The 24,472-nt window shown below is 69.7% G+C and carries 17 protein-coding genes; 11 read left to right on the top strand and 6 right to left on the bottom strand.

Features of this window, described 5'->3' with window-relative positions:
* The first annotated feature begins 358 nt into the window (after nt 1-358).
* From ACFWYS_RS20525 to ACFWYS_RS20505, 5 genes are all read left to right on the top strand, one after another.
* Complete coding sequence (locus ACFWYS_RS20525) at nt 359-910, top strand: winged helix-turn-helix domain-containing protein (protein ID WP_384770614.1); 552 nt, start codon at nt 359-361, stop codon at nt 908-910.
* A gap of 110 nt (nt 911-1,020) precedes the next feature.
* Nucleotides 1,021-2,043, top strand: a complete 1,023-nt coding sequence (locus ACFWYS_RS20520; protein ID WP_384770611.1) for an SDR family oxidoreductase — start codon at nt 1,021-1,023, stop codon at nt 2,041-2,043.
* A 52-nt stretch (nt 2,044-2,095) separates the two neighbouring features.
* Complete coding sequence (locus tag ACFWYS_RS20515) at nt 2,096-3,379, top strand: sensor histidine kinase (RefSeq protein WP_384770608.1); 1,284 nt, start codon at nt 2,096-2,098, stop codon at nt 3,377-3,379.
* Nucleotides 3,364-4,017 (top strand): LuxR C-terminal-related transcriptional regulator, encoded by a 654-nt coding sequence (locus ACFWYS_RS20510; RefSeq protein ID WP_384770605.1) that lies wholly within the window; start codon nt 3,364-3,366, stop codon nt 4,015-4,017. The genes ACFWYS_RS20515 and ACFWYS_RS20510 overlap by 16 nt, the downstream gene beginning before the upstream one ends.
* 225 nt (nt 4,018-4,242) lie before the next feature.
* Complete coding sequence (locus ACFWYS_RS20505) at nt 4,243-5,820, top strand: DUF1996 domain-containing protein (RefSeq protein ID WP_384770602.1); 1,578 nt, start codon at nt 4,243-4,245, stop codon at nt 5,818-5,820.
* A gap of 77 nt (nt 5,821-5,897) precedes the next feature.
* Here ACFWYS_RS20505 and ACFWYS_RS20500 read toward each other — a convergent pair whose 3' ends face one another.
* A complete protein-coding gene (locus ACFWYS_RS20500; protein ID WP_384770599.1) occupies nt 5,898-6,332 on the bottom strand; it encodes a hypothetical protein in 435 nt (144 codons plus the stop codon).
* Nucleotides 6,333-6,433: 101 nt separating this feature from the next.
* Between ACFWYS_RS20500 and ACFWYS_RS20495 the strand changes: the two genes are divergently transcribed.
* The 5 genes from ACFWYS_RS20495 (at nt 6,434) to ACFWYS_RS20475 (ending at nt 11,686) form a co-directional block, all read left to right on the top strand.
* On the top strand, nt 6,434-6,934 hold the full coding sequence (locus ACFWYS_RS20495) for a tetratricopeptide repeat protein (protein WP_384770596.1): 501 nt from the start codon (nt 6,434-6,436) through the stop codon (nt 6,932-6,934).
* A gap of 83 nt (nt 6,935-7,017) precedes the next feature.
* On the top strand, nt 7,018-8,946 hold the full coding sequence (locus tag ACFWYS_RS20490) for a hypothetical protein (protein ID WP_384770593.1): 1,929 nt from the start codon (nt 7,018-7,020) through the stop codon (nt 8,944-8,946).
* 75 nt (nt 8,947-9,021) lie between these two features.
* Entirely contained in the window at nt 9,022-9,918 is an 897-nt protein-coding gene (locus tag ACFWYS_RS20485) for a metal-dependent hydrolase (protein ID WP_384770590.1), read from the top strand.
* Nucleotides 9,918-10,940, top strand: a complete 1,023-nt coding sequence (locus ACFWYS_RS20480; protein WP_384770587.1) for a PDR/VanB family oxidoreductase — start codon at nt 9,918-9,920, stop codon at nt 10,938-10,940. Before ACFWYS_RS20485 ends, ACFWYS_RS20480 begins: the two co-directional genes overlap by 1 nt.
* Nucleotides 10,941-10,996: 56 nt before the next feature.
* Nucleotides 10,997-11,686, top strand: coding sequence for a TetR/AcrR family transcriptional regulator (locus ACFWYS_RS20475; RefSeq protein ID WP_384770583.1), 690 nt, complete (start codon nt 10,997-10,999; stop codon nt 11,684-11,686).
* A 17-nt stretch (nt 11,687-11,703) separates the two neighbouring features.
* Here ACFWYS_RS20475 and ACFWYS_RS20470 read toward each other — a convergent pair whose 3' ends face one another.
* The 5 genes from ACFWYS_RS20470 to ACFWYS_RS20450 all read right to left on the bottom strand — a co-directional run bounded on the left by ACFWYS_RS20470 (nt 11,704) and on the right by ACFWYS_RS20450 (nt 21,575).
* Nucleotides 11,704-12,060 (bottom strand): 5-carboxymethyl-2-hydroxymuconate Delta-isomerase, encoded by a 357-nt coding sequence (locus tag ACFWYS_RS20470; RefSeq protein ID WP_384770580.1) that lies wholly within the window; start codon nt 12,058-12,060, stop codon nt 11,704-11,706.
* A gap of 28 nt (nt 12,061-12,088) precedes the next feature.
* On the bottom strand, nt 12,089-13,798 hold the full coding sequence (locus ACFWYS_RS20465; RefSeq protein WP_384770577.1) for a SpoIIE family protein phosphatase: 1,710 nt from the start codon (nt 13,796-13,798) through the stop codon (nt 12,089-12,091).
* 75 nt (nt 13,799-13,873) lie between these two features.
* Entirely contained in the window at nt 13,874-19,288 is a 5,415-nt protein-coding gene (gene pulA, locus ACFWYS_RS20460) for a pullulanase-type alpha-1,6-glucosidase (protein ID WP_384770574.1), read from the bottom strand.
* 10 nt (nt 19,289-19,298) lie between these two features.
* A complete protein-coding gene (locus ACFWYS_RS20455; protein ID WP_384770571.1) occupies nt 19,299-20,024 on the bottom strand; it encodes an RNA-guided endonuclease InsQ/TnpB family protein in 726 nt (241 codons plus the stop codon).
* 123 nt (nt 20,025-20,147) lie between these two features.
* On the bottom strand, nt 20,148-21,575 hold the full coding sequence (locus ACFWYS_RS20450) for an alpha-amylase family protein (protein WP_384770568.1): 1,428 nt from the start codon (nt 21,573-21,575) through the stop codon (nt 20,148-20,150).
* A 260-nt stretch (nt 21,576-21,835) separates the two neighbouring features.
* On the opposite strand from ACFWYS_RS20450, the gene ACFWYS_RS20445 reads away from it, so the two are divergent.
* Entirely contained in the window at nt 21,836-23,902 is a 2,067-nt protein-coding gene (locus ACFWYS_RS20445) for a carbohydrate-binding module family 20 domain-containing protein (protein ID WP_384770565.1), read from the top strand.
* The last annotated feature ends 570 nt before the right edge of the window (nt 23,903-24,472 follow it).

Genomic DNA, 24,472 nt, shown 5'->3' with positions numbered 1-24,472 from the left:
TGGTAACGGTGCGGGCCGGGCTTTCTGGCGCGGGCGCGGCCTTGTGCCGCATGGTCGACCTTTTGGGGGCCCCCCCGGGGCGGGGGGGCGCCCCTTCGCGTCCAAGCCGTGAGAGGAGGGTCCTGTTCATGCACGTCATCTGCTTCAATGGGGACATGGTCGGCATCCGGAAACTCCTCGCGACAGGTCGTCATGACCTGGAGCCTTTCTGGCCGTCCCGTCAGCACCATGACTTCGACCGGGTGTGTTGCCGCGCGATGAACGCGCCGGCCCTCTAAAGCCGTATTCCCCGGCCTTCGGCCAGCGCGAACGACGTTCCTCCCTCAATGGACCTCTCGCGCGAAAGAGCTGACCTCTCATGGCGAACACCCGTTCCCTGTCCACCGCCGCCACGCTCGACTCCCCCGTCCCGAACGGCGCCCGGCATCATCTGCGGGCCGTCGACCGGGACGAGGTGATCGACGTCGCGGACCTGCTGCCGCCGGGTGCCACCTGGCTGCCCGCTCCCCAGCACTCCCTGCCCACGCTGCCGGGACAGCCGCCGATGATCGGCTATCTGGTGCTGGTCCCGGCCGACCGGCAGCCGCCGGTCGCGGCGGTGGCCGACACCGGCGGCGACCCCCTCGTCACCGTCGACAGCGTTCGGCGCACCGCCGCCGTCGACGGGCGTGAACTCGACCTCACCTACCTGGAGTTCGAGCTGCTCGCCCACCTCGTGGCCCACCCCCATCGCGTGCACACGCGCGACCAGTTGGTGACGACGGTGTGGGGGTACGGACATGTGGGCGACGGCCGTACCGTCGACGTCCATGTCGCCCGGCTGCGCCGCAAGCTGGGCGCCGAGCACCGGGACGCCATCCTGACCGTGCGGCGGGTGGGCTACAAGTACGCCCCGCCCGCCGGGCGCTGACCTCCCTGACATCCCTGGCCGCTCACCGCGAAAGCCGCTCCCCGCGAAAGCTGTCTGCCGACGGCAGAGCCGTGTTCCGTCCCGCGCCGCCACCGGGCAGAGTCGACGGCATGAGACTTCTGGTGCTGGGTGGTACGGAGTTCGCGGGGCGGGCCGTCGTGGAGGCGGCCCTCGGGCGGGGCTGGGACGTCACCGTCTTCAACCGGGGACGGCACGAACCTGCCGCCGGGGTGCGGTCGCTGCAGGGTGACCGCACCTCGCCGGACGGGCTCGCCGCCCTCGCCGAGGGTGAGTGGGACGCCGTCGTCGACACCTGGTCGGCGGCGCCGCGTGCCGTCCGGGACTCGGCGCGGCTGCTGCGGGGCCGCGCCGGGCGGTATGTGTACGTGTCGAGCTGCTCGGTGTACGAGTGGGCCCCGCCCGCCGGGTACACCGAGGACGCGCCGCTGGTCGAGGGCGCCGCGGCCGACGCGGAGCAGACCGACTACCTGCGCGACAAGCGGGGCGGCGAGCTGGCCGCCGTCGGGGAGTTCGGGGCGGACCGCTCCGTGCTGGTGCGGGCCGGGCTGCTGCTCGGGCCGTACGAGAACGTCGGGCGGCTGCCCTGGTGGCTGGGCCGGATCGCGCGCGGCGGTCCGGTGCTGGCGCCCGGGCCGCGGGACCTTCCCCTCCAGTACGTCGACATCCGCGACCTCGCGAAGTGGATCCTGGGGGCGGTGGAACAGGAGTTGAGCGGGCCGTACAACCTCATGAGCCGGCAAGGACACGCCACCATGGGCGAGTTGCTCGACGCCTGTGTGGCCACCGTCGGCGGGGGCGCCGAACTGCGCTGGACCGAGCCGGGGTTGATCCTGGACGCGGGCATCGAGCCGTGGACCCAGCTGCCGGTGTGGGTGCCGCCGGGCAGCGACATGCATGACGCCCTGCACGCTGCCGATGTGTCCCGGGCCGTCGCCACGGGGCTGCGCTGCCGACCCGTGGCCGAGACCGTCGCGGACACCTGGCGCTGGCTCCAGGACATCGGAGGGACCGCGCCCATGCGGCCGGACCGGACGCCGAAGGGGCTCGATCCGGAGGTGGAGGCGAAGGTGCTCGCCGCGGCCGACGGGGGTGTATCTGGCACCACCCCCTGATCCGGGGGCTCGGCCCCGTGACCGGTGCTGTCGGCTCCGCGAGACTGACGCCATGACCAACGACATGAAGAGCGGGCGGGGTTCGAGGGCACGGGGCATGGGGCTCGCCGCGCTGCGCGGGCTGGCGCTGGCGCTGATCTCCCTGCCGGGGGCCGTCCTCTGTCTCGTGCTCTCCCTCGTGTCCCTCGCGCTCATACCGATCGGCGTCGGCATCGTCACGACGCCGTGGGTGCTGACGGGGGTGCGGGCGTTCGCCGACTGGCGGCGGGTCCTCGCGGCGGAGTGGGGCGGGGTGCGGATCCCGTCGGCGTACCGGCCGTTGCCGAAGGACGCCAACCCGTGGGGCCGCACCTTCGGGATGCTGGGCGATCCGGCGACCTGGCGGGACCTGCGGTGGCTGCCGGTGGACATGACGGCGGGGTTCGTCACCGCGCTGCTGCCGGCTGTGCTGCTCCTCTATCCGCTGGAGGGCTTCGCGATCGCGGCCGGGCTGTGGCGGGTGTTCACGGACTCCGGCGGCGGCACATACTGGTACGGCTTCGTGCCGGTGACCGGGCAGGCGTCCGCGCTCGGTGCCGGTGCCCTGGCGCTCGTACTGCTCGTCTTCGCGCACTTCTACACCGCGCGTCTGCTCCAGGCCCACTTCCGGCTCACCCGGGCCGTCCTGAGCTCCAACCAGGGTGAACTGGCCGCACGCGTAAGGGTGTTGACGGAATCCCGGCAGGACGCCGTCGACACCTCCGCCGCCGAACTGCGCCGTATCGAACGCGATCTGCACGACGGGGCGCAGGCCCGGCTGGTGGCGATGGGCATGGACCTCGGCACCATCGAGATGCTGCTCGACAAGGACCCGGAGCAGGCCAGGCAGCTCGTCGCGCAGGCCCGGCAGTCCTCCGTCGACGCGCTCGCCGAACTGCGGGATCTGGTGCGCGGCATCCATCCGCCGGTGCTCGCCGAGCGCGGACTGGGCGACGCCGTACGGGCGTTGGCGCTGCGGCTGCCGGTCGCGACCGAGGTGAACGTGGAGCTGCCCGGGCGTGCGGAGGCGCCCGTGGAGTCGGCGGCGTACTTCGCGGTCAGCGAGGTGCTCACCAACGCGGTCAAGCACTCGGGCGCCGACCGGATCTGGATCGACCTGCATCATGTGCCCGAGGGCGCGGGCCTGCTGCGCGTCTGCGTCACCGACAACGGCAGGGGCGGCGCGGTGATCACGGCCGGTTCCGGTCTCGCCGGGGTGGAGCGGCGACTGGGTACATTCGACGGCGTCCTCGCCGTCAGCTCCCCCGCGGGCGGCCCCACCATGGTCACCATGGAGATTCCTTGCGCGTTGTCCTAGCCGAAGACCTGTTCCTGCTGCGCGACGGACTCGTCCGGCTCCTTCAGGCCTACGACTTCGAGATCGCGGCGGCCGTCGAGACCGGCCCCGAGCTGTCCCGGGCGCTGGCCGAGCTGGAGCCGGACGTCGCCGTGGTCGACGTACGGCTGCCGCCGACCAACACCGACGAGGGGCTGCAGTGCGCGCTGGAGGCCCGGCGCAAGAAGCCCGGGCTGCCGGTGCTGGTGCTGTCGCAGCACGTGGAGCAGCTGTACGCGCGGGAGTTGCTCGCCGACGGCAGCGGCGGGGTGGGGTATCTGCTGAAGGACCGGGTGTTCGACGCGGAGCAGTTCGTGGACGCCGTACGGCGGGTCGCGGCGGGCGGGACCGCGATGGACCCGCAGGTGATCCAGCAGCTGCTGACCCGGCGCGCGGCCGGCGACCAGCCGCTGGCCCGGCTCACGCCCCGGGAGACCGAGGTGCTGGAGCTGATGGCGCAGGGGCGGACCAACGCGGCGATCGCCGAGCGGCTCGTCGTCACGGAACGGGCGATCGCCAAACACACCGCCAATATCTTCGCCAAACTGGGCCTGGAGGTGTCGGACGACGACAACCGTCGCGTGCTGGCGGTTCTCGCGTATCTCGACCACGGCCGGTGATATCGGACCCGCCCTTCACCGGCCCGTTTCACCCGTCCGTTCACCCGCCGTGCGGGATCAACAACTCCTGGTGTTTCGGGGGCTGTTGAGCGCACAGGTTCTCACGAATCTCTCAACAATTTCCGGGACGACTGAACACCCCTGGGACCCGCTCCGTATGAATGGGAGCCGCTTCACTCCTGTCGGGCGCCTCGATGCCCCGAAAAAGGAAGTCAGAGGAGTTCCATGGGACGCAACATTCGAAAACGCCGTACGCCGCTGGCCACCAAGGCCATAGCCGCATCGGCGGCCCTAGCGCTCGGTGGGGGCGGGCTTGTATGGGCCAACTTCTATGCTTCGGCGCACGAGGACAACTCTGGGTGGAACCAGACGAAGTCCGCGAACGCCCAGATCGCGACGATCAACTGCCCCGATGTCGGCCAGAAGCTGACGAAGGTGCCGAAGAGCGCGCGCAGGGGTGTCGCCAAGGAGCTGGCGCTGCTGGACAGGCAGGTCACGGAGGCCTACAAGCGTCTCGCCGAGACGCGGCAGGCCCAGGCGGGGGACGCCAACTTCGTCAACAACGCCATCCTCGGCCCGCTGAAGTCCAAGCGCGTGGCCACGCTCGACCGGATCGGTATCAACATCAACCGGGCCGGCGGCCAGCGGCCTCAGGGCATGGACCAGCTCGCCCAGTGCCAGGGCGTCCCGGCCGAGCAGCCTGAGACCAACGACGGCCAGGCGGACGGCAACCAGAACCAGGACGGTCAGGACCAGAACAACAACGACGGTCAGGACCAGAACCAGGACGGTCAGAACAACGACGGTCAGAACCAGGACGGACAGGACGGCGGCGGACAGGACCAGGGCGGCAACGGCGGACAGGCCGGCAACGGCCCGTCGGCGGACGACTTCGTCGACATCACCCAGGTCCAGGGCAACGCCCAGCTGGGCGTGGGCGCGAACGGGCTCCCCGCGAACGGCGACTCCGGTTCGACGGGCAGCTTCACCACGAACTGCGGTACCAACGAGAACGAGAACCGCAACTCGGACAACGTGATCGTCGCCCCTGGTGTCTCCAACGGTGCCCAGCACCAGCACGACTACGTCGGCAACCAGGCGAACAACGCGTTCGCCAGCGACCAGGACCTGGCGAACGGCGACACGTCCTGCCAGAACCAGGGCGACAAGTCGTCGTACTTCTGGCCGGTGCTGCGTGTGCAGGACGGCCAGAACGACATCGACGCCAACGCCCCCGGCGGCGGTCAGGACGGCAACGTCGGCACGATCGTCCAGGCCAGCGAGGCACAGCTGAAGTTCGTCGGCAACAAGACGAGCGATGTCGTCGCGATGCCGCAGGCCCTGCGCATCATCACCGGTGACGCCAAGTCCTTCGTCAACGGCAACAACAACGCCAACGCGAACTGGAGCTGCACCGGCTTCGAGGACAAGGTCCAGCTGCACGACAAGCTGCCGATCTGCCCCGAGGGCAGCTCGGTGGTCCGGACGAGCAACTTCCAGAGCTGCTGGGACGGCCAGAACATCGACAGCGCCAACCACCGCACCCATGTGGCCTTCGTCCAGGGTGACGGCACCTGCGCCAACGGTTTCCAGGCGATCCCCCAGCTCCAGGTCCGCCTGGTCTACGACGTCCAGGCTCCGCAGATCCAGAACGGCCAGGTCCAGAATGCCTTCGCGGTGGACTCCTTCCCGGACCAGCTGCACAAGGCGATCACCGACCACAACGACTTCATCAACTTCTTCGACGAGAACACGATGAACGAGGTCGTCAACTGCATCAACAGCGGCCAGGACTGCCAGTAGTTCTGATCCGGTAGCAACAGCAGAAAGCCGGCGGTGGGAATTCCCACCGCCGGCTTTCGCTTGCCGGGAATTCGCGGTCAGCCGTGGTGGCCGCCGCTCTTGTTGTGGCTGCCACCGGGGTTCATATGGGCGGAACCCTCTTCCATCGACCCGCCGAGCGTGGTCTGCAGTGCCGTGACCGTCTTCTCCTGGCCGACGGCGACCCACTTGCGGCCGACGAGGTAGTAGCCGCCGTAGTCCTTCGCCCCGCTCAGCCACTCGGCCTGACCGCGATCGGTGGCGAAGGTGGCGAGGACGAACTTGCCGTCGGTGTTCTTGCAGAGCGCCTGCCGGATTTCGTCGGCGTCCGTCTGCATGTTCGGCTTGCACTTCACCTCGGCGGCCAGATGCTCCAGGCTGCCGGTGGCGGTCTCGGGCACGGCGGCCTGCTCGTCGCCGCCGGAACCGCAGCCTGCCAGCACGAACGCCGCCGCGACACCGGCCGCCGCGAGCATGGGTCGGGTCACCTTCATGTCTTCCTCCCTGCAGGGGCCTCCCGGTGGATACGGCTCCCACGTGCGGAGCGCTCAAAATACCGCTGCCCGCGTTCGCCCACCCGTGCGAGAGTGACGCGATGAACCAGGACTGGGAAGATCGCGTGACCGCCGCTTGGGCGACCTTCGACGACTACGCCGAGGAGAGTGCGCCCGACTTCCGCGCCGTGATCGACGCACTCGTCACCGAACTGCCCGCCGACAGCCCGCTGGGCCCCTTCGAGCGGGCCTGCGCCTGGGACTCGACCGGGCACTCGGACAACGCGGTGCCGCTGTACCGGGAGGCGCTCGCCCGCGGGCTGACCGGCTACAAGGGACGGCGAGCCAAGATCCAGCTGTCCAGCTCGCTCAGAAACGTCGGACAGGCCGAGGAGGGCGTCAAGCTGTTGACGCCGGAACTGGACGCACCGTCCGACGAGCTGGACGACGCGGTACGGGCGACGCTGGCGCTGTGTCTGTCGAGCCTCGGGCGTGACCGCGAGGGCCTGTCCCTCGTTCTGGGCGCTCTCGCCCCCCATCTGCCGCGCTACCAGCGCTCCATGAGGAACTACGCCCGGGCGCTGCTGGAGTCCGGGGACTGAGCCGGCCCCGCAACGGGCTCCGGAACGGGCCCGGGCGGTCCGGGTGCCGGTGACCAACCGACGATTCGCTCGTTCTGCTGAACGTGCAGTCACAGGATGTCGCCCCGCGCCCCGCCCCCGCCTCGGACGACCCGGTCGTCGACGTCGAGCGGGCCGAGGCCGCGCTCGTCGAGCACTACCCGCGTCTCGTCCGGCTCGCCTACCTGGTGCTGCCGCCGAGCCTCGGCCGCAACCGGCGTGTGGTGACCGCGCACTCCCTCACCCAGCGGGCGCTGCCCCGGGGCCGGGCGGCGGCGACGCCCGGGATCCCGGCCCAGTCGACCGGCCGCGAGGGCGATCCCGGGTACGCCCTGCTGCGTCTGCGTGTGCTGCGTACGGCGCTGGAGGCGAACCGTCCGCTCAAGCGCGCGGCCTGGCCCAAGCGCTCCCAACTGCCGCCCCTGCTGCCCCAGGTCTGGGGCCTGCGCCTCTTCCCCCGGTCGGGCGGCGCCGACGAACTCGCTCTGGACCAGCGGTTGTCGGCGCTGTCCGGCCCGGCGCGGGCCGCCTATGTGCTGCGCGGCCTGGAGAAGCTCCAGGACGACGACGTGTGCGAGGTGCTGGCGGCGGCCGGTGTCGACGACTGGGAAGGCGCGCTGGCGGAGGCCGACACGGTCGACGCGCAGTACGCGCTGCTCGACTCCCCCGAGTTCGACCCCTGCTCGCTGCAGGCCCGGCCCACCGACCTGATGCGGCGCAGGCAGCATGTGAAGGCCGCGCTCGCCGCGGGCGCCGCCCTCCTGGTGTCCGGCGCACTGCTCGGCCTGCCCGGCGAGGGCTGGGGCCCGGACGGTCCGGCCGCGCCTTCGTACGCACAGAACCCGGCGGCCGAGGCCGCCCTCGACCCGGCCCAGCTGACGAAGGTGCCCGCGCTGGCCTGGCAGTCCTCCGCGCGCACCGACTTCTCCGTGTGGCCCGCGCGCGGCGACCTGACGAGCGACTCGGGTCTGCTGCGCCGCGCCCTCGCCGTGTGGGCCCGCCCCGGCGAGAAGGTCCAGGTCTCGGCGACCCCCGGCACCCCGGCGGGCGGCCCGCCCGGCGCCCCGCAGCTGCTGTACGCGGGGAACGTCGACAGCGCCCGTCTGGTGATCCTCTACGACGGCCTGCGCATCGCCCGCTACGCCGAACCGACGGACGGCACCGAGGGCGCCGCCCTGGACTTCTCCCGCGTCGACGGCGCGACCAGGGCGGAGGCGAGCGCGGTGGTGCTGAGCCGGGCCGACGGCAATGTCCGCTATCTACTGGCGCCCTGGGTGAAGTCGGCAGCCGAGCGGGATCTGCTGAAGCCGCGTACCGGGCCGATGGACCTCACCGTGAACGACGGTGTGACCTCGCCGATGGCGAGCCCCGCCACCCAGCAGAGCGGCGGCTCCTGCAACTCGTGGAACGTCCTGCAGCTGACCGACAGCACCGGCGCCCGGTTGCTGACCGACCTCGCCGAACTGGTCCCGGCCCGGCTCACCACCGGCCGCCCCGGGGAGGCCAAGGACGCGACCGGTCCGGCGGCACTGCGGTCCTGGGCGCCGTACTCCTGCTGGCTGGGTTCGATGCGTTCCGCGGGGGTGCGGACGGTCAACGCGTGGACCTTTGCCCGGCAGGCGCTGCCCGACGGGACCGGCTCGGCGGACTGGGTGTGCACGCGCGCGGAGACCTGGCGGGGCGGCGGGGAGCGGGTGCTGGCCCAGTTCCGGACGCCGGGCGCGGCGCAGGCGGCGGCGGTGGCCAAGGGCCAGAACGTGTCGGCGTGCGGGGCACGTGACCCGCATGTGCTGGCCGGGGTGCTGTGGAAGGCGCAGTCGGGCGGCTGGTATCTGCTGGCGGCGGGTGCCCGGGACACGGAGTCGATCCGGGCCACGGGCGGCGTCCGGGGCGCCTCCGAGGGCAGCCTGCTGGCCGTGCGGGCCGCGCAGGGGGTACAGGCCGAGCTGAAGGGCACGCTGGAGAGCGGGCGTTCGATCAGCGGCCTTGAGTAAGGCTTGCTGACACTCGCGTAAACAAGGTCGCGCACAGGGGTTCACCCGGGACCTACCCGTCAGTACATTGACGCCATGTCTAATACGCAGGACCGGGTGCCCCTCAAGGCCCGCAAGGTGTCCTTCTCCTGGGAGGACACCCCGTTGCACTGGGTGCCCGGGGATCCGTTCACCACGCACACCATCAATGTGCTGCATCTGCTCCTGCCGGCGGGCGAGCGGTGGTTCGTGCACGTCTACAAGCAGGTGCTGCCGTACATCCGGGACGAGCGGCTGCGCGAGGACGTCATCGGGTTCATCGGCCAGGAGGCGATGCACTCGCAGGCCCATGACGAGGTGCTGCCGCATCTGCGGGAGCAGGGGCTCGATCCGACGCCGTACACCGCACAGGTGGACTGGCTCTTCGAGAAGCTGCTGGGCGACCGCACGCTGCCGCCGGGCCGGGCGCGCCACTGGTGGCTGATGGAGCGGGTGGCGATCATCGCGGCCATCGAGCACTACACCGCCTTCCTCGGCGACTGGGTGCTGGGCGCCGAGGAGCTGGACCGGCGCGGCGCCGATCCGACCATGCTGGACCTGCTGCGCTGGCACGGCGCCGAGGAGGTCGAGCACCGGTCGGTCGCCTTCGACCTGTTCATGCATGTCGACGGGGGTTACCGGCGGCGGGTGCGGACCTGGGCGACCGCCTTCACGGCCCTGGTGTTCCTCTGGCAGCGCGGTTCGCGCTTCTTCATGGAGAACGACCCGACGCTCGTCGACGGCAGGGCGAGCTTCAAGGACTTCTACGTCCGCGGCAAGCGCGGCACGCTCCCCGCGACCGGGGACATGCTCAGGTCCATACCCCGCTATCTGAGCCGTGCTTACCACCCCTCCCAGGAGGGCTGCACCGAGCAGGCCGTCGCCTATCTCGCCTCCTCCCCCGCCGCGCTGGCCGCCGAGACGGCCGAGAAGTCCGCGAAGGGTGCCGCCTGATGCCGAAGCTCCGGACCGTCGCCGTGGTCGCCGGTGCCGCCCTGCTCGCCCGGCGGGCGATGCGGCGCCGTATCCAGGCCTCGCCGCTGTGGCCGATGCCCGCCCTGGAGGAGCCGGTCTCCGGGCGGCCGAGGTCGCGGGCGCTGCGTCTGCTGGTGGCCGAGCGCGAGGAGGTCGCCGAGGGGGTCGTCCGCCTACGGCTGGAGGGGCGCGACCTGCCGCGCTGGGAGCCCGGCGCCCATCTCGACCTGGTGCTGCCGTCGGGGCTGGTGCGGCAGTACTCGCTGTGCGGTGACCCGGCGGACGACTCCGCGTACACCGTGGCGACTCGGCTGGTCCCGGACGGGCGGGGCGGCTCACGCGAGGTGCACGAGCAGGTGCGGGAGGGCATGGAGCTGGAGGTGCGGGGGCCGCGCAACCGGTTCGCGCTGGTCGAGGCGCCGTCGTACGTCTTCGTCGCCGGCGGCATCGGGATCACTCCGGTGCTGCCGATGCTGCGGGCGCTGCCGGACGGTGCCGAGTGGCGGTTGCTGTACTGCGGACGTGACCGTGACTCGATGCCGTTCGTGGCGGAGGTCGAGAAGCTCGGCGGGGACCGGGTGACCGTCGTGGCGGGAGTGCCGGATCTCGACGCCGCGCTCACGGAGGTGCCCGGGGACGCCGCCGTGTACTGCTGTGGGCCGGAAGGGCTGATGGCCGCGGTGGAGGAACGGTTCCCGAACGTTCACCTGGAGCGATTCACACCCCGCGCCTTGGGCGGCGATGCCTTCGAGGTCGAACTCCGGCGCAGCGGGCGGACGTTGAGCGTCCCCGCCGGCTCGACCGTGCTGGCCGCCGTGCGCGCCGAGCTGCCGAACACCGCGTACTCCTGCGAGCAGGGCTTCTGCGGGACCTGCCAACAGCGGGTCCTTGAGGGCGAGGTGGACCACCGGGACGAGCTGCTGACGGACGCGGAGCGGGCCGACTCCATGCTGATCTGTGTGTCACGGGCCAGGAGTGAGCGAATCGTGCTCGATATGTGAACACCCATGGTCGGTCCGATCCGTTCGGGGCCGGAATCGATCGGTAAGGTGTTCGTATGACTACCGGGGTACGGCGAAGAATGGGAGTCGATGAGCGGCGGCAGCAGCTGATCGGTGTCGCCCTCGACCTGTTCAGCCGGCGCTCGCCCGACGATGTCTCCATCGACGAGATAGCGTCGGCCGCCGGTATCTCGCGCCCGCTGGTCTACCACTACTTCCCCGGCAAACTCAGCCTGTACGAGGCCGCGTTGAAGCGTGCCTCGGAGGAACTGGCGGGCCGGTTCGTCGAGCCGCGGGAAGGGCCGCTGGGGGCGCGGCTGCTGCGGGTGATGCGCCGGTTCTTCGACTTCGTCGAGGAGCACGGCCCCGGATTCTCCGCGCTGATGCGGGGCGGCCCGGCCGTCGGCTCGACGGCGACGAACGCGCTCATCGACTCCGTGCGCCAGGCCGCGTATGTCCAGATCCTGTCGCATCTGCGGGTGGAGAACCCGCCCGCGCGTCTGGAGCTGGTCGTCCGCTCCTGGATCTCGCTCGCCGAGTCGACGGCGCTGATCTGGCTGGACGGCCGGCGCATCCCGCGCGCCGAGCTGGAGGTCCAGCTGGTGCACGACTTCGCCGCGCTGGCCGCCGTCAGCGCCGCCTACGACGAGGAGATGGGCGCGACTCTGCGCCACATGCTGAAGGACGAGCCGGCCGACGGTCCGTTCAACGACCTGGTCGCCCGGCTGATCTCACTGGCGTCCTGAGCGGGCCCCGGCAGGGCTCAGCTCTCGAACTTGCGGAACGAGGGGTCGAGGTCGCGCACCTCCGCGGTCAGGTGCAGCGCGAGCTCCCCGGTGGGCTTGATGTACTGCCGCAGCAACTCCAGCACGGCCTCGGTGAGTCGGGCCTTCGTCTCGTCCGTACGGCCGGCCAGCAGGCCCAGGGTGACGTGTACAACGGCGTGGCCGTCCGTCTCGTCGGCGAACGTGGTGTTCTCGCAGCGGCGGAACTGGGTCTTGCACGCCGGCAGCTTGGCGGCCGCGATCTCCACCACGGCGGCGTGCAGCGCCCGCCCGAAGCCGGGCCGGTCGAAGTCGTCCGCCAGCTGTTCCGAGTAGTCGACGGTGATCTGCGGCATGAGCACTCCTGTTCTATGTCGGCAGCGATCACCCTAACCGCAGCGCCAGCATCGCGATGTCGTCCTCCCGGTGGTGCCCGAAGCAGCCCAGCAGGGTGTCGCACAGCGCGTCGAGGCCGTTCGGGGCGTCGGCGGCGGCCGCGCGCAGCTGCTCCATCGAGGCGGCGAGGTCGATGCCGCGGGTCTCGATGAGGCCGTCGGTGACCATGAGGAGACGGTCCTCCCGGTCCAGCACCAGCTCGGTCGGCTCGGGCCGGTCGAGGTCGAGCCCGAGCAGCGGACCGCACACCGGGACGTACTCGGCCTCGCCCTTCTCCCGCACGATCAGCGGCGGTATGTGGCCCGCGTTGGCGATCCGGACGCGTCCGGTGCCGGGCTCGACCAGGGCGAGGCAGACGGTGGCGGTGACGTCGGGGTGGTAGTGCTGCAGCATCCGGTCGAGCCGTTCGGCCAGCACCGCCGGGTCGCTCTCCTCGACGCAGTGGGCGCGCAGCGCGTGCCGCATCTCCACCATGACGGTGGCCGCCTCCAGCGAGTGCCCGACGACGTCCCCGACCGCGGTGAGCACCCCGTCCTCGGTGCGCAGGGCGGCGTAGAAGTCGCCGCCGATCTCGGTGTGCCGGGAGGCGGGGACGTACCGTACGACGAGGTCGATGCCCGGCAGATCGGGCAGCCGGTGCGGTTGGGGCAGGAAGCTGTGCTGGAGGGTGAGGGCGATGTCCCGCTCCGCCTCGTACATCAGCAGCGGCTCGGCGGCGAGCGCGGTGGCCTGGGCCAGTCGCTCCGCGGGTAGTGCCGCGATGGGAAGTGCCGTGTGGTGTCGTCGGTCGTCCGCGGGTTCGTCGTCGCTTGTCGCGCCCCGCGGCGGAGCCGCATATCGACGCAGCCCCGCGCCCCTGAGGGACGCTGCACTTGCCGGTGTTGCGATGCACACCTGGGCTCGGCCCTCCTGGGCGGATGCCAGCACCAGGCTGGCGTCCTCCTGGACGCCGGGGCGGAAGAAGCCCGCGGGCCACAGCGGCGCCGGGACGACGGTGCTGTGCACGCCGGTCCGCCCGCCCCAGCCCTTCGCGATCCGGGTGATCAGCCGGGCGGCCGCCTCGTGCGCGCTTGCGTCGGGCAGCGCGAGTCTGCTGCGTGAGCTGCCGTGGTGCGCCTCGCCGTCCGGGCCGATGACGAAGACGACGGCGGGTGTGCCGGTGAGGCGGGCCGCGCCGGTGGCGGACGCGGCGGCCAGTTCCCCCAGGCAGCGCGCGGTCTGCACGGCGACGGTCGCCTCCGACAGCAGCGCCAGCCGGAGCACCAGCGCCTCGGCGGCGGTGCGCCGACGGGACCCGCGGACGGCGGCCCGTACGACGGCCTCGATCTCGCTCGGCTCGGCAGGCACCGTCAGATAGGCGTCGGCACCCGCGTCGAGCCCCCGGCACCGGTCCCCCGTCTCCAGCGCCTTGGCGGAGAAGTGGACGACGGGCAGCGCGGCCGTGGACGGCCGGGACTTGACCCGGCGGCACAGCTCGAAGCCGTTCATGTCCGGCAGCCCGACGTCGACCAGGGCCACGTCGGGCAGGGCGCCCGCGCGCAGCCGCACATCCAGCTCTATCAGCGCCTCCCCCGCACTCGCCACCGGTACGACGTCGTGGCCCGCCCGGCGCAGCACGGCGCCCATGGCATAGCGGTTGGCCGAGACGTCGTCGACGACCATCACGGTCGTGTCCAGCTCCATTCCGTAACCGTCCATCGTCGCTCGCCCTCGGATACGCACGAATGGGGCGGGCCCGGTGACCGGGTCCGCCCCATTCAAGCTAGCGCCGTGTCAGGGGGTTCGGGAGAAGACTGCAACTGTGCGCCCCGGAACGGCGAACGTCCCCGATTCCGCTTCATACGACGAGGACTTGACGATAGGGTCCGCCCCCGAGACCAGCGCCGGATGCAGCCGGTAGCCCTGGCCGGCCAGGGCGGTGATCCGCTGCTCCTGCTTCTCGGGCGTCGCGTTGAAGACGACGACGAGGTCACCGAGCCGCATGGTGATCACGCCGGGCGTCTCCTCCTTGCCGGACAGCGGGAAGGAGAGCTTCGACTGCACCTGCTCCGCCGTGCCGAGGGAGAAGGCGCTCTCCGTCGTACGGATCCTGAGCAGATCGCGGTAGGCCGCCGAGGCGCCCTCGATCTGCGCGCAGCCGACCTTGACGGTGCCGAGCAGCGGCTTGGCGTACGGCCACTTGGAGCTGTTGTCGGCCGCCATCGGCAGCCCCCGCCCGAAGCCGTTGCCGTCGGCGCAGTTCCAGTGGATGGCGTTGAACCAGTCGCCGCTGTCGTAGGAGTTGCGGTCCAGCGACTTGGAGCGCAGCAGGTCGGTGCCGGCCTGGGAGAGGGCCGGGCCCTGCGAGAGGCCGGCCGTGGCCATGGCGAGGACCTGCATACGGGCGCGGTCCGCCGCGCTCACCGAGGTGGGCAGCTTGAAGGCGAGGGCGTCGAACAGCGACTCGTTGTCGTGCGCGTCGGCGTAGGCGAGGGCGTCGCCGGGGGCCGCCGCGTATCCGGCGGGTGCGCCGTTGTAGTCGACGTCGGAGCCCTTGACCTCCTTGCCGCTGGTGTCGGTGAAGCGGTAGGCGGCGAGATTGCCGGACAGGCCGACCTTGATGAGGTCCTGGTAGTGCAGGAGGCGGGCCTTCTGCTCGGCCGGAGTGCCGTTGTTCTTGGACGAGTTGGGCTCGGTGTAGAGGCCGGAGGCGAAGCCCTGGACGCCGGGGTCGTCGTCGAAGGGGCCGCCGCCGCGCACCGCGTCCCGCGCCCGGTCGGAGAAGGTCGCGATGCCGGTGCCGGCCATGTTCTTCTGGGTGGCCTGGACGAAGCGGGCGTCGTCGGCGACCTCGCCGAAGTTCCAGCCCTCGCCGTACAGGATGATCTTCTTGCCGTCGACGCCGTCCTTGGCGAGGGTCAGCTCGTCCAGGGCCTTGCGCACGGCCAGGATGTTGGCCTTGGGGTGGTGGCCCATGAGGTCGAAGCGGAAGCCGTCGACCTTGTACTCCTTGGCCCAGGTGACGATCGAGTCGACGACCAGCTTGCCCATCATGGCGTTCTCGGTGGCGGTGTTGGCACAGCAGGTGCTGTTCGCGACCGAGCCGTCGGCGAGGAGCCGCTGGTAGTAGCCGGGGACGACCTTGTCGAGGACGCTGGTCTCCGCCTGGCCGCCGGCCGGAGTGTGGTTGTAGACGACGTCCATGACGACGCGCAGGCCGTCCTCGTTGAGCGCCTTGACCATCCTGCGGAACTCGACGTTGCGCGCGGTGCCGTTCGGGTCGGAGGCGTACGAGCCCTCGGGGACCGTGTAGTGGTACGGGTCGTAGCCCCAGTTGTAGGCGTCCTTCGCGGCGATCTTCGCCACGCACTCCTGCTGCTTGTCGGAGTCGGCCGGGAAGGCGGCGAGGTCGCAGTCGGTGGTCGCCTGCTCGGACTTCTTCTCCGGGATGGTGGCGATGTCGAAGGCCGGCAGCAGATGGACGTACGACGTGCCCGCCTCGGCCAGCTTCTTCAGGTGCTTGGAGCCGTCGCTGAGCTTGTCGGTGAAGGCGAGATAGGTGCCCTTGTCCTTCGCGGGCACCGTCTTGTCCGCCACCGAGAAGTCCCGGACGTGCAGCTCCTGGATCTGCGCGTCCCGCAGCGGCACCGCCTTCGGCTTGGTGTACGTCGACCAGCCGGCCGGCGCCAGGGCCCTGTCGCGCAGGTCGACCACGAGGCTGCGCTCGGAGTTCGCGGTGAGGGCGACCGAGTAGGGGTCGGTGACCTTGTTGGTGACGACCTTGCGGACGCTGGGCGCCCAGACCTTCACGACGTACCGGTAGGGCTTGTTCTTCCAGGACCCCGGCCCGGTGACGGACCAGACTCCGGTGCTGTCGTTCCGCTTCATGGCGACGGTGGAGTCGCCGATCTCCAGCTTGACCGACTGTGCCGTGGGCGCCCAGACGGCCAGCGTCGGGCGGCCCTTGTCGAAGGTCGGTCCGAGGTCTGCCTTCGTCGCCCCGGGGTACAGGTCGTCCAGTACGCCGGCGATCTGCACGCCGGTCGCGGCCAGGACAGCCCCGTTGGCGGCGCGCTGGGAGGCGACGAGCTGGCCGCGCAGGGCCTCGCGGACCCGGTCGCGGTCACGGGGGTCCACGGACCAGGCGGCGTAGTTCTTCAGGTGCGGGAACTTCGCCTTCTGGGCGTCGGTGAGGGACGTCTTCGACAGCCGCAGCCACTTGGCGTCGCCGGTCAGCGCGCCGTCCTTGACTGCGATGTCGCCGGCCCGGCTGTAGAGCAGCTGGGTGGAGGCGGCGGCCTCGGAGCCGTTCCAGGCGAGCGTGTTCCGGTCGATCCAGACCGCCTTGGAGGTGGTCAGGTCGAGCGCGGCGGCGGACCCGGCCGGCTGCGGGAGCAGGTACTTCTCCTGGCCGCTCAACAGCCACACCTCATGGCCGTTCGCCGTGAGGTCGAGCGACTGGTCGGCGGGCAGATCCTTCTCGTCGCCCTTGTGGAGGATGTAGCTGAGGCTGGTGGCACCGTCGGTGAGCGGTACCTCGAAGACCGCACCATAACTGTCAGTCTTGACCGGCTTCAGGGGGTTCGACCACTCGGTGGGGTTCGCGGCACCCGTCCAGGTGTGCAGGCCCCAGCCGTCGTAGTTCCCGTCGGCGCGGTGGTAGTGCAGGACCGCCTTGGACTTGTCCGGCGCCGGGTAGTCGGCCGCCGGCTTCTCGGTGCGGACGGTCTCCTTGCCCTGCTCGATCCAGATCTCACCGGTCTTGGTGACGTCGATCGTGCGGTCGGCGGAGACGTCCTTGTTGCCGTCCTTGTCGATGACGAGGAAGCCGACGGACGAGGCGCCGGGCTTCAGCTTGACGTAGGCGAAGGCTCCGTAGGCGTCACGGCCGGTGAAGGGGTGACTCTCCGGCCAGTTGGTGGACTCGCCGTCGGCGAGGTCGCCCCAGGCGTACACGCCCCAGTTCGCGTAGTCGCCGTCGGTGCGCTTGTAGTGGACGACGGCGTAGTCGCGGGAGGCGGCGCTGGGGTTCTCGGGGGCGGGCGGGGTGCCGGTGGTGCTCCGGGCGAGCGCGCTCGCCGTGCGGCCGGCCGAGTCGACGGCGACCGCCTTGTAGCGCAGGGCCGTGCCGGCCGGTACGTCCTTGCCGATGGCCTGGGTGACCTTGTACGGGGCGTGGTCGGCGGTCCCGAGGGTCTTCCACCTGCCGCCTCCGACCTGGGCGGCGAAGACGACACGGTTGAGCTGCCCGCCGTCGACATCGGCGGTGAGTTCCACGGTGCCGGTGGCTCCGGCGGCCGGCGCCTTCAGGGTGACCGTCGGCCCGGTGGCGGGCTTGGCGAGCTTGCCGGCCGCCTTGTAGACGACCGCCGAGCCGCTCGGGACGGTGACGGTGACCTTCCTGTCGCCGTCACTCTTCAGGGAGCCGTCGGTGCCGTGGATGCCCTTGAACGCCATGCCGGCCGAGCCGGTCGCGAAGGTCGCCGTATTCGCCTCGGCGGCGTTGTTGAAGGCGACGACGTACTCGATGCCCGTCCGGGCGTCGGTGCGGGAGAAGGCGTAGACGCCGGCGCCGTCGGCCGCGTAGCGCTCGGTCTGGACTCCGTCGGCGAGGGCCGGGTTGGCCTTGCGGAGCTTGGCGAGGGCGCTGATCTGCCGGTACAGGGGCGCGCCGGTGTCGTAGGCGTCGCTGGCGTGGGTGCGGTCGGTGCCGATCTGGTCGTCATCCAGGTAGTCGGCGGTCTTCGAGGCGAACAGGGTCTGGCGGGCGTCCTTGTCGCCGCCGGCGCCCGTGAAGCCCTGCTCGTCGCCGTAGTAGACGACCGGGTTGCCGCGGCTGAGGAACATCAGCTCGTTGGCGAGCTTGTCCTTCTCCAGCAGCTCGGCGTCGGTCGCCTTCGGGTTGTCCTGGTTCAGGAAGTACCCGATGCGGCCCATGTCGTGGTTGCCGAGGAAGGTGACCTGCTCATAGGCGTTGGCCTTGTCGGTCGTGTACTTGTAGTCGTCGGCGAAGACACCCGCGAGCTTCTGCGCGCTGCCGCCCTGGGAGGCGTACTGCCGTGCCGCCTCCTGGAAGGGGAAGTCGAGCGTGGCGTCGAGGCGGCCCTGGGTGACGTACGGCGACGTGATGTCCGGGTCGGCCGAGTAGACCTCGCCGAACATGAAGAAGTCGTCGCGGCCCCGCTTGGCCGCGTAGGAGTCGAGGGCGGTGGCCCACTGGGTCCAGAACTCCATGTTGACGTGCTTCACGGTGTCGATGCGGAAGCCGTCGATGTCGAAGTCCCTGACCCACCGCTGGTAGATCTTCTCCATGCCGCTGACGACCTCGGGACGCTCGGTCCACAGGTCGTCCAGGCCGCCGAAGTCGCCGTGTGTGGAGCTCTCACCGGCGAAGGTGGAGTCGCCGCGGTTGTGGTACATCGTCGGGTCGTTGAGCCACGACGGGACCTTGACGTTCCTCTTCGCGGCGGGAACGGTCGGCGTGCGCGGGAAGGAGCCGGTGCCGACGGCCGGGAACCCGGATTTCCCGTCCGCGTAGTCGGCGTCGTCGAAGGGCTTGCCGTCCTTGGTGAGGTACGGGAAGGCGCCTTTGGAGAGGTAGTCGTAGGACTTCTCCTCATAGTCGACGACATCGGCGGTGTGGTTGGTGATGACGTCGAAGTAGACCTTCATGCCCTTGGCGTGCGCCTTGGAGATGAGGGTCTCCAGGTCCTTGTTGGTGCCGAAGTGCGGGTCGACCTGCGTGAAATCTGTGATCCAGTACCCGTGGTAGGCCGCGGAGGCGTTGCTCCCCGTCCCCTGCACCGGCTGGTTCTTGAAGATCGGCGCCATCCAGATAGAGGTGGTGCCGAGCCCCTTGATGTAGTCGAGGCGCTTGGTCAGGCCCTTGAGGTCGCCGCCCTGGTAGAAGCCCTTGTCGGTGGGGTCGTACCCGGTGGCCAGGCGGGAACCGGTCAGGCCGCCCTTGTCGTTGCCCGTGTCACCATTGGCGAAACGGTCCGGCAGAACGAAGTAGAACTGCTCACGGGTGGCGTCGTGCCGGGCGGGCTCGGCGGCCAGTCCGGCGTCGGACGGCGGCGGGGGCGGGGTGTCCGCCCGCGCCGCGAGGGGCTGGACGAGCGCTGCGGCCAGCGCGGTCACGGTGACCGCAGCGACCCGTCCGGCATGGGCGGTTCGACGCCTCGACGGCGACGGCCATCTCGATATCACAGATGGGCTCCTAGCGATTACGGCTCTGTGGGTCCGACCCCGCGCGAAACGTATCGCCGCCGTAAGTATTACAGCAAGAGGCTTGAAACCATCGGTAAGAATTTTCAGAAACAGTATCAGCGGGACTCTCAGCAAGGGGAGTTGCTCTGCACATCGCATTGACGTCCTCACCCACGTGAACGTGGGCGATTCCCGCCTGCTCCGCCGCGCGCAGCGGCTGGCTACAGGCGTTTTGACGCTCCGCCTCGTGCCGCATCTCAGCGACACGTTTCCGTCCAGCGGCGCGTAGGTTGGCCTCGGCGTCGTCTCGGTCATGCCGGGTTCCGCACTCCGTGCACGTCCACACGCGGACATTCAGCTGCTCGCGGCCCTTGGGACCGGTAAGTCGCCCGCACCCGGTGCGGGAGCACAGCTGAGTGGAGGGGAACCACCGGTCGATCCTGACGAAGGTCCGCCCGTACCGTGCACACTTGACTTCCAGGGTGCGGGCAAATCTGCCGAGGGATTGGTCATGGACGCCCTTGCCGAGCCTGCCGCCACGGGCGACCATGCCCTTCACGTTCAGGTCCTCCACATAGACCGCTTGGCTCTCGCGGACGATGCGGGTGGTCTCCTGCTCGATGAAGTCGCGTCGCCGGTCGGCGATGCGGGCATGGATCTTCGCGACGGCCTGCTTGGCCCTGCGCCGGTTGTTCGATCCTTTCCGCTGTCTGGACGGGTCCTGGATGACCGTCACCGACGACGGCTGGCAAAGATCACAACTAATCGAAACTGCACACTCCATGGGTAAGTGTGTTCGCTGCCTAGAAGAAATGCCCGGACCCCCGAGCGGGATCCGGGCAACCGTCCTGTCCGCTGCTCAGCAGCTCGACTTGCCGGCGTAGATCGCGAGGGCGGTGTTGGAGCCGAGGGTGGCCGTGAACTGCCCGCTGGAGTTCACCGTCACGGTCGTGTTGTTCTGGACGTTGCAGTAGGTCCCCGCAGGCAGCGACGTCTGATACGTACGGCTCAGCGAGCCCGACTCGTGGTTGATCGCCACGTAGCCCTTGCTGCCCCGCCCGAACGCGATGGCGTCGCCGCCGTTGTCCCACCAGTTCGTGACGGACTCGCCGCGCGTGGCGTTGCGGAAGGCGACCATGCGGATGATCTCCGGCCAGGCGTGCTGGCACTTCCAGCCGTCCTGCCAGCAGGCGGTCACGGAGCCGCCGTTGGGCGGGCCGGCGTCCGTGTCCGACCACTCGTAGCCGGAGTTGATGTCGGGGGCGCCGTACGGGTAGGCGAGCATGAAGACGTTGGCGAGGGTGTAGTTCGCCCCGTCCTTGTAGTTCAGAGTGCTGCCGTTGCGCTCGGTGTCGTGGTTGTCGACGAAGACACCGGAGACGCCGCTGTTCATGTAGCCCCAGCCCTCGCCGTAGTTCTTGAGATAGGCGAGGTTCTCGTTGTTGAAGACCCGCTTGAGGTCGTAGGCGTAGCGGAACTCCTGGACGTCGCCGTTGCCCGTGTACTCGGTGGGCTGGACGGCCTCGCCGCTGCCGTAGATGACCTCCTGCTTCCAGTAGACGGAGGGGTTCGTCAGGCGCGACTTGATGTTGGCGAGGTCGGCTGCCGGGATGTGCTTGGCCGCGTCGACGCGGAAGCCGTCGACGCCGTAGCCGAGCAGGCTGTTCATGTAGCCGGCGATGGTGGCGCGGACGTACTCCTCGCCGGTGTCCAGGTCGGCGAGGCCGACGAGTTCGCAGTTCTGGACGTTGGTGCGGTTGGTGTAGTCGCTGATGCTCGCCGTGCAGTCGTTCATGTCGGCCGCGGAGTACAGGCCGGGGTAGTTGTACTTCGTGTACGACGAGCCGCCGGTGCCGGTGCCGCTGCCCGCGGACATGTGGTTGATGACGGTGTCGGCGACGACCTTCACGCCCGCGGCATGGCAGGTGTCGATCATGTTCTTGAAGGCGGTGGCGTCGCCGAGGCGACCGGCGATCTTGTAGCTGACCGGCTGGTACGAGGTCCACCACTGGGAGCCCTGGATGTGCTCGGCGGGCGGGGAGACCTGGACATAGCCGTAGCCGGCGGGGCCGAGGGTGTTGGTGCACTCCTTGGCGACCGAGGCGAAGTTCCACTCGAACATCACCGCGGTGACGTCCTTGGTGCCGGGCGGAGCGGCGGATGCCGTGCCGCCGGGGGCCCACAGAGCCGCGGCGCCCGCTGCGGCGAACGCGGTCACCGTGGCCGCGAGGGCGGTACGGCGTCGCTTCCTGTGGCGCTTCGGGGGCGCCGAGCGTGTCGATATCACAGGCTGAACTCCTTGCGAGAGCGGCTCAGTTCGGATCCCCCCTGCGCCGCGGCGCGGCTTCGTTGCCGGGCGCCGGCCGCGAACGTACCGCTAACGAAAGCTTTACAGCAAGAGGTTTGAAATTCACAGAAAGAACTTTCACGCGCCGCCTTGACGTCTCTTCACAACTGCCCCACGCTCACGGGTAGTTGAAACCCAGACCTGCACATTCTCTGCAGACGTCCGACGACTTGTGTCCGACTTCACTTCCGGAGCCGCACATGCCTCTCAGACACCACCCCCCGGGTGCCCTCCGCCGCGCCGCGACCGCCGCCGCGGCCGGTGTCCTCGCCTTCGCGGGTGCGCTGGCCCTGCCGTCGACGCCCGCCCGCGCGGACGCCACGACCTCGGGTGATGTGATCGCCAACCTCTGGTCCTACAACTGGGACTCGGTCGCCGCCGAGTGCACGGACGTGCTCGGCCCGAACGGCTACGGCGCGGTGTGGGTCGCCCCGCCGGCCGAGTCGCTGAAGCAGACCAACTACTACTGGTGGGACGTCTACCAGCCGTACTCCTACGACCTGAACGGCCGCTTCGGGACGGCGGCGCAGTTCGCCTCGATGGTGGACGCCTGCCATGACGCGGGTGTGAAGGTATACACGGACGCGGTGATCAACCACACGGCCGCACAGACCGGCACCGGCTACCACGGCACGACGATCACCAACAAGTACGACACCCCCGACTGGGACCCGGACGACTACCACACGTCGGCGGAGTGCAACGACTCCGACCTGATCATCGACGACTGGTCGAACCTCTCCGAGATCCAGAACTGCGAGCTGCTGGGCCTGCCCGACCTGGAGACGGAGGACGACGACGTCCGCTCGGGCATCGCGGCGTTTCTGAACAAGCAGATCGCGCTGGGGGTCGACGGTTTCCGTGTCGACGCCGCCAAGCACATGCCGGTCACCGATCTGAACGCGATCCGGGCGAAGCTGGACGCCACGACGTCGGGCGCGCAGCCGTACGTCTTCCAGGAGGTGTACCCGGGTTCGACCCCGGCGGCTTCCGACTACTACGCCTCGGGTGACGTGCTGGACTTCACGTACGCGAGCCGGGTGAAGTCGGCGTTCCAGGGCAATGTGAGCGAGCTGGAGTCGCTGCCGTCGTCGGGTGTGCTGCCTCCGGCGAACTCGGTGTCCTTCGTGACCAACCACGACACCGAGCGCAACGGCCTGCACCTGAGCTACAAGGACGGCGACACCTACCGCCTCGCCAACGTCTTCCAGCTGGCCTACAAGTGGTCGACGCCGACGGTGTACTCGGGCTTCGAGTTCTCGTCCTCCGACCAGGCGCCGCCGAACTCGGGCGGCTTCGTGACGGACACGAACTGCTCGAACGGCTGGTACTGCCTGCAGCGCGACACCGCCATCACCGGCATGGTGAAGTGGCACAACGCGGTGGGTTCACAAGCCGTGGCCAACTGGGCGACGAAGTCGTCGAGCGTCATCGGCTTCGGGCGGGGCAGCGGGGGCTACATCGCTCTGAACAACGGCTCGTCGGCGGCGACGTACACCTTCGCGACCGGGATGGCCGACGGCACGTACGCGAACGTCATCGACAACGGCGCGTCGACGGTCACTGTGTCCGGCGGCAACGCGAGTCTGACGATCCCCGCGAAGAGCGCGGTCGCCTTCTACGACGGTGAGTTCACGCCCTGCGACACCTGCCAGGACCCCGACGGCGGCACCTCGACGGTGACGGCCACCTTCAACGAGTACGCCTCCACCACCAGCGGCCAGGACGTCTACGTGGTCGGTTCGATCGCGGCGCTGGGCGGCTGGGACACGTCGAAGGGCGTGAAACTGTCGTCGTCGGGCTACCCGGTCTGGTCGGGGGCGGTGAGTGTGCCGGTCAACACGTCGTTCGAGTACAAATACGTGAAGAAGAACGCGTCCGGGAACGTCACCTGGGAGTCCAACGCCAACAGGTCGGCCACCACGACGACTTCGGCGATCGCCCTGAACAACTCCTGGAACCTGGCGAACGCGGGCGCCACCGACGTCACCTTCAACGTCACCGCCACGACCGACTGGGGCACCAACGTCTACGTCGTCGGCTCCATCCCGGCACTCGGCTCCTGGAACACGGCCGACGCGATCCCCCTGTCCTCGGCGTCGTACCCGACCTGGAGCAGGTCGGTGATCGTCCCCAAGAACACGGCCTTCGAGTACAAGTACCTTAAGGAGGACGGCTCCGGGAACGTCACCTGGGAATCGGGATCGAACCGGTCGTACACGACCGGCAGTGCGTCGGGCTACACGACGAGCGGCAGCTGGACGTAATCCCCCCGCGCTATCGCGCTTGGAATTTCAGCACCACTTTGTGGCTTCGTATGAGGCGAGTGTGGTGGACTCGGACCTCCAGTGGACGTCCTTCTGGACTATCCGGCAGGGGTCGTCTCCGCCGTTGTTCCACACCACCTTGACATTGATTGCCCGGCCGCAGTGGTTCTCCAGATCGACCCACCGCCGAAGCCCCGGGAAACCGCCGCCGTCACGCACCTTCTTCACGCACGTGACCTTGGCCCCCGCCTCGCCGGGCCCCACTACGTCCGCGCTTGCGCTGCTCGCGACGGAAGTCAGCAGAATTGCGGACCCCGTTGCCGCAATGAACGCCTTGAAACCTGCTCGCATTTTCAGTGAACCTTTCGAAATGAAAGATCGTTTGGTCGCGCGCAAGATTACCTGAACGCCAAGAGGGCCCACTGTCGGTGGGCCCTCTTGAATTGCTCGGCCGTCAGGCCCTGGGGCGCCCCACACCCCGGGGGGCCGCCCCCCACCCCCCCCCCCCCCCCCCCCCCGTGACGATCAGGGGGGCGGGGAAGCCGCCCCGCGGCGGGGGGGGGCCCCGCA

Origin of the sequence: Streptomyces sp. NPDC059010 (assembly GCF_042740355.1) — a bacterium.
In the GTDB taxonomy this organism is placed as follows: Bacteria; Actinomycetota; Actinomycetes; order Streptomycetales; family Streptomycetaceae; genus Streptomyces.
Note: the sequence above shows the minus strand (reverse complement) of the source record. Positions and strands in the feature narration are given on the sequence as shown.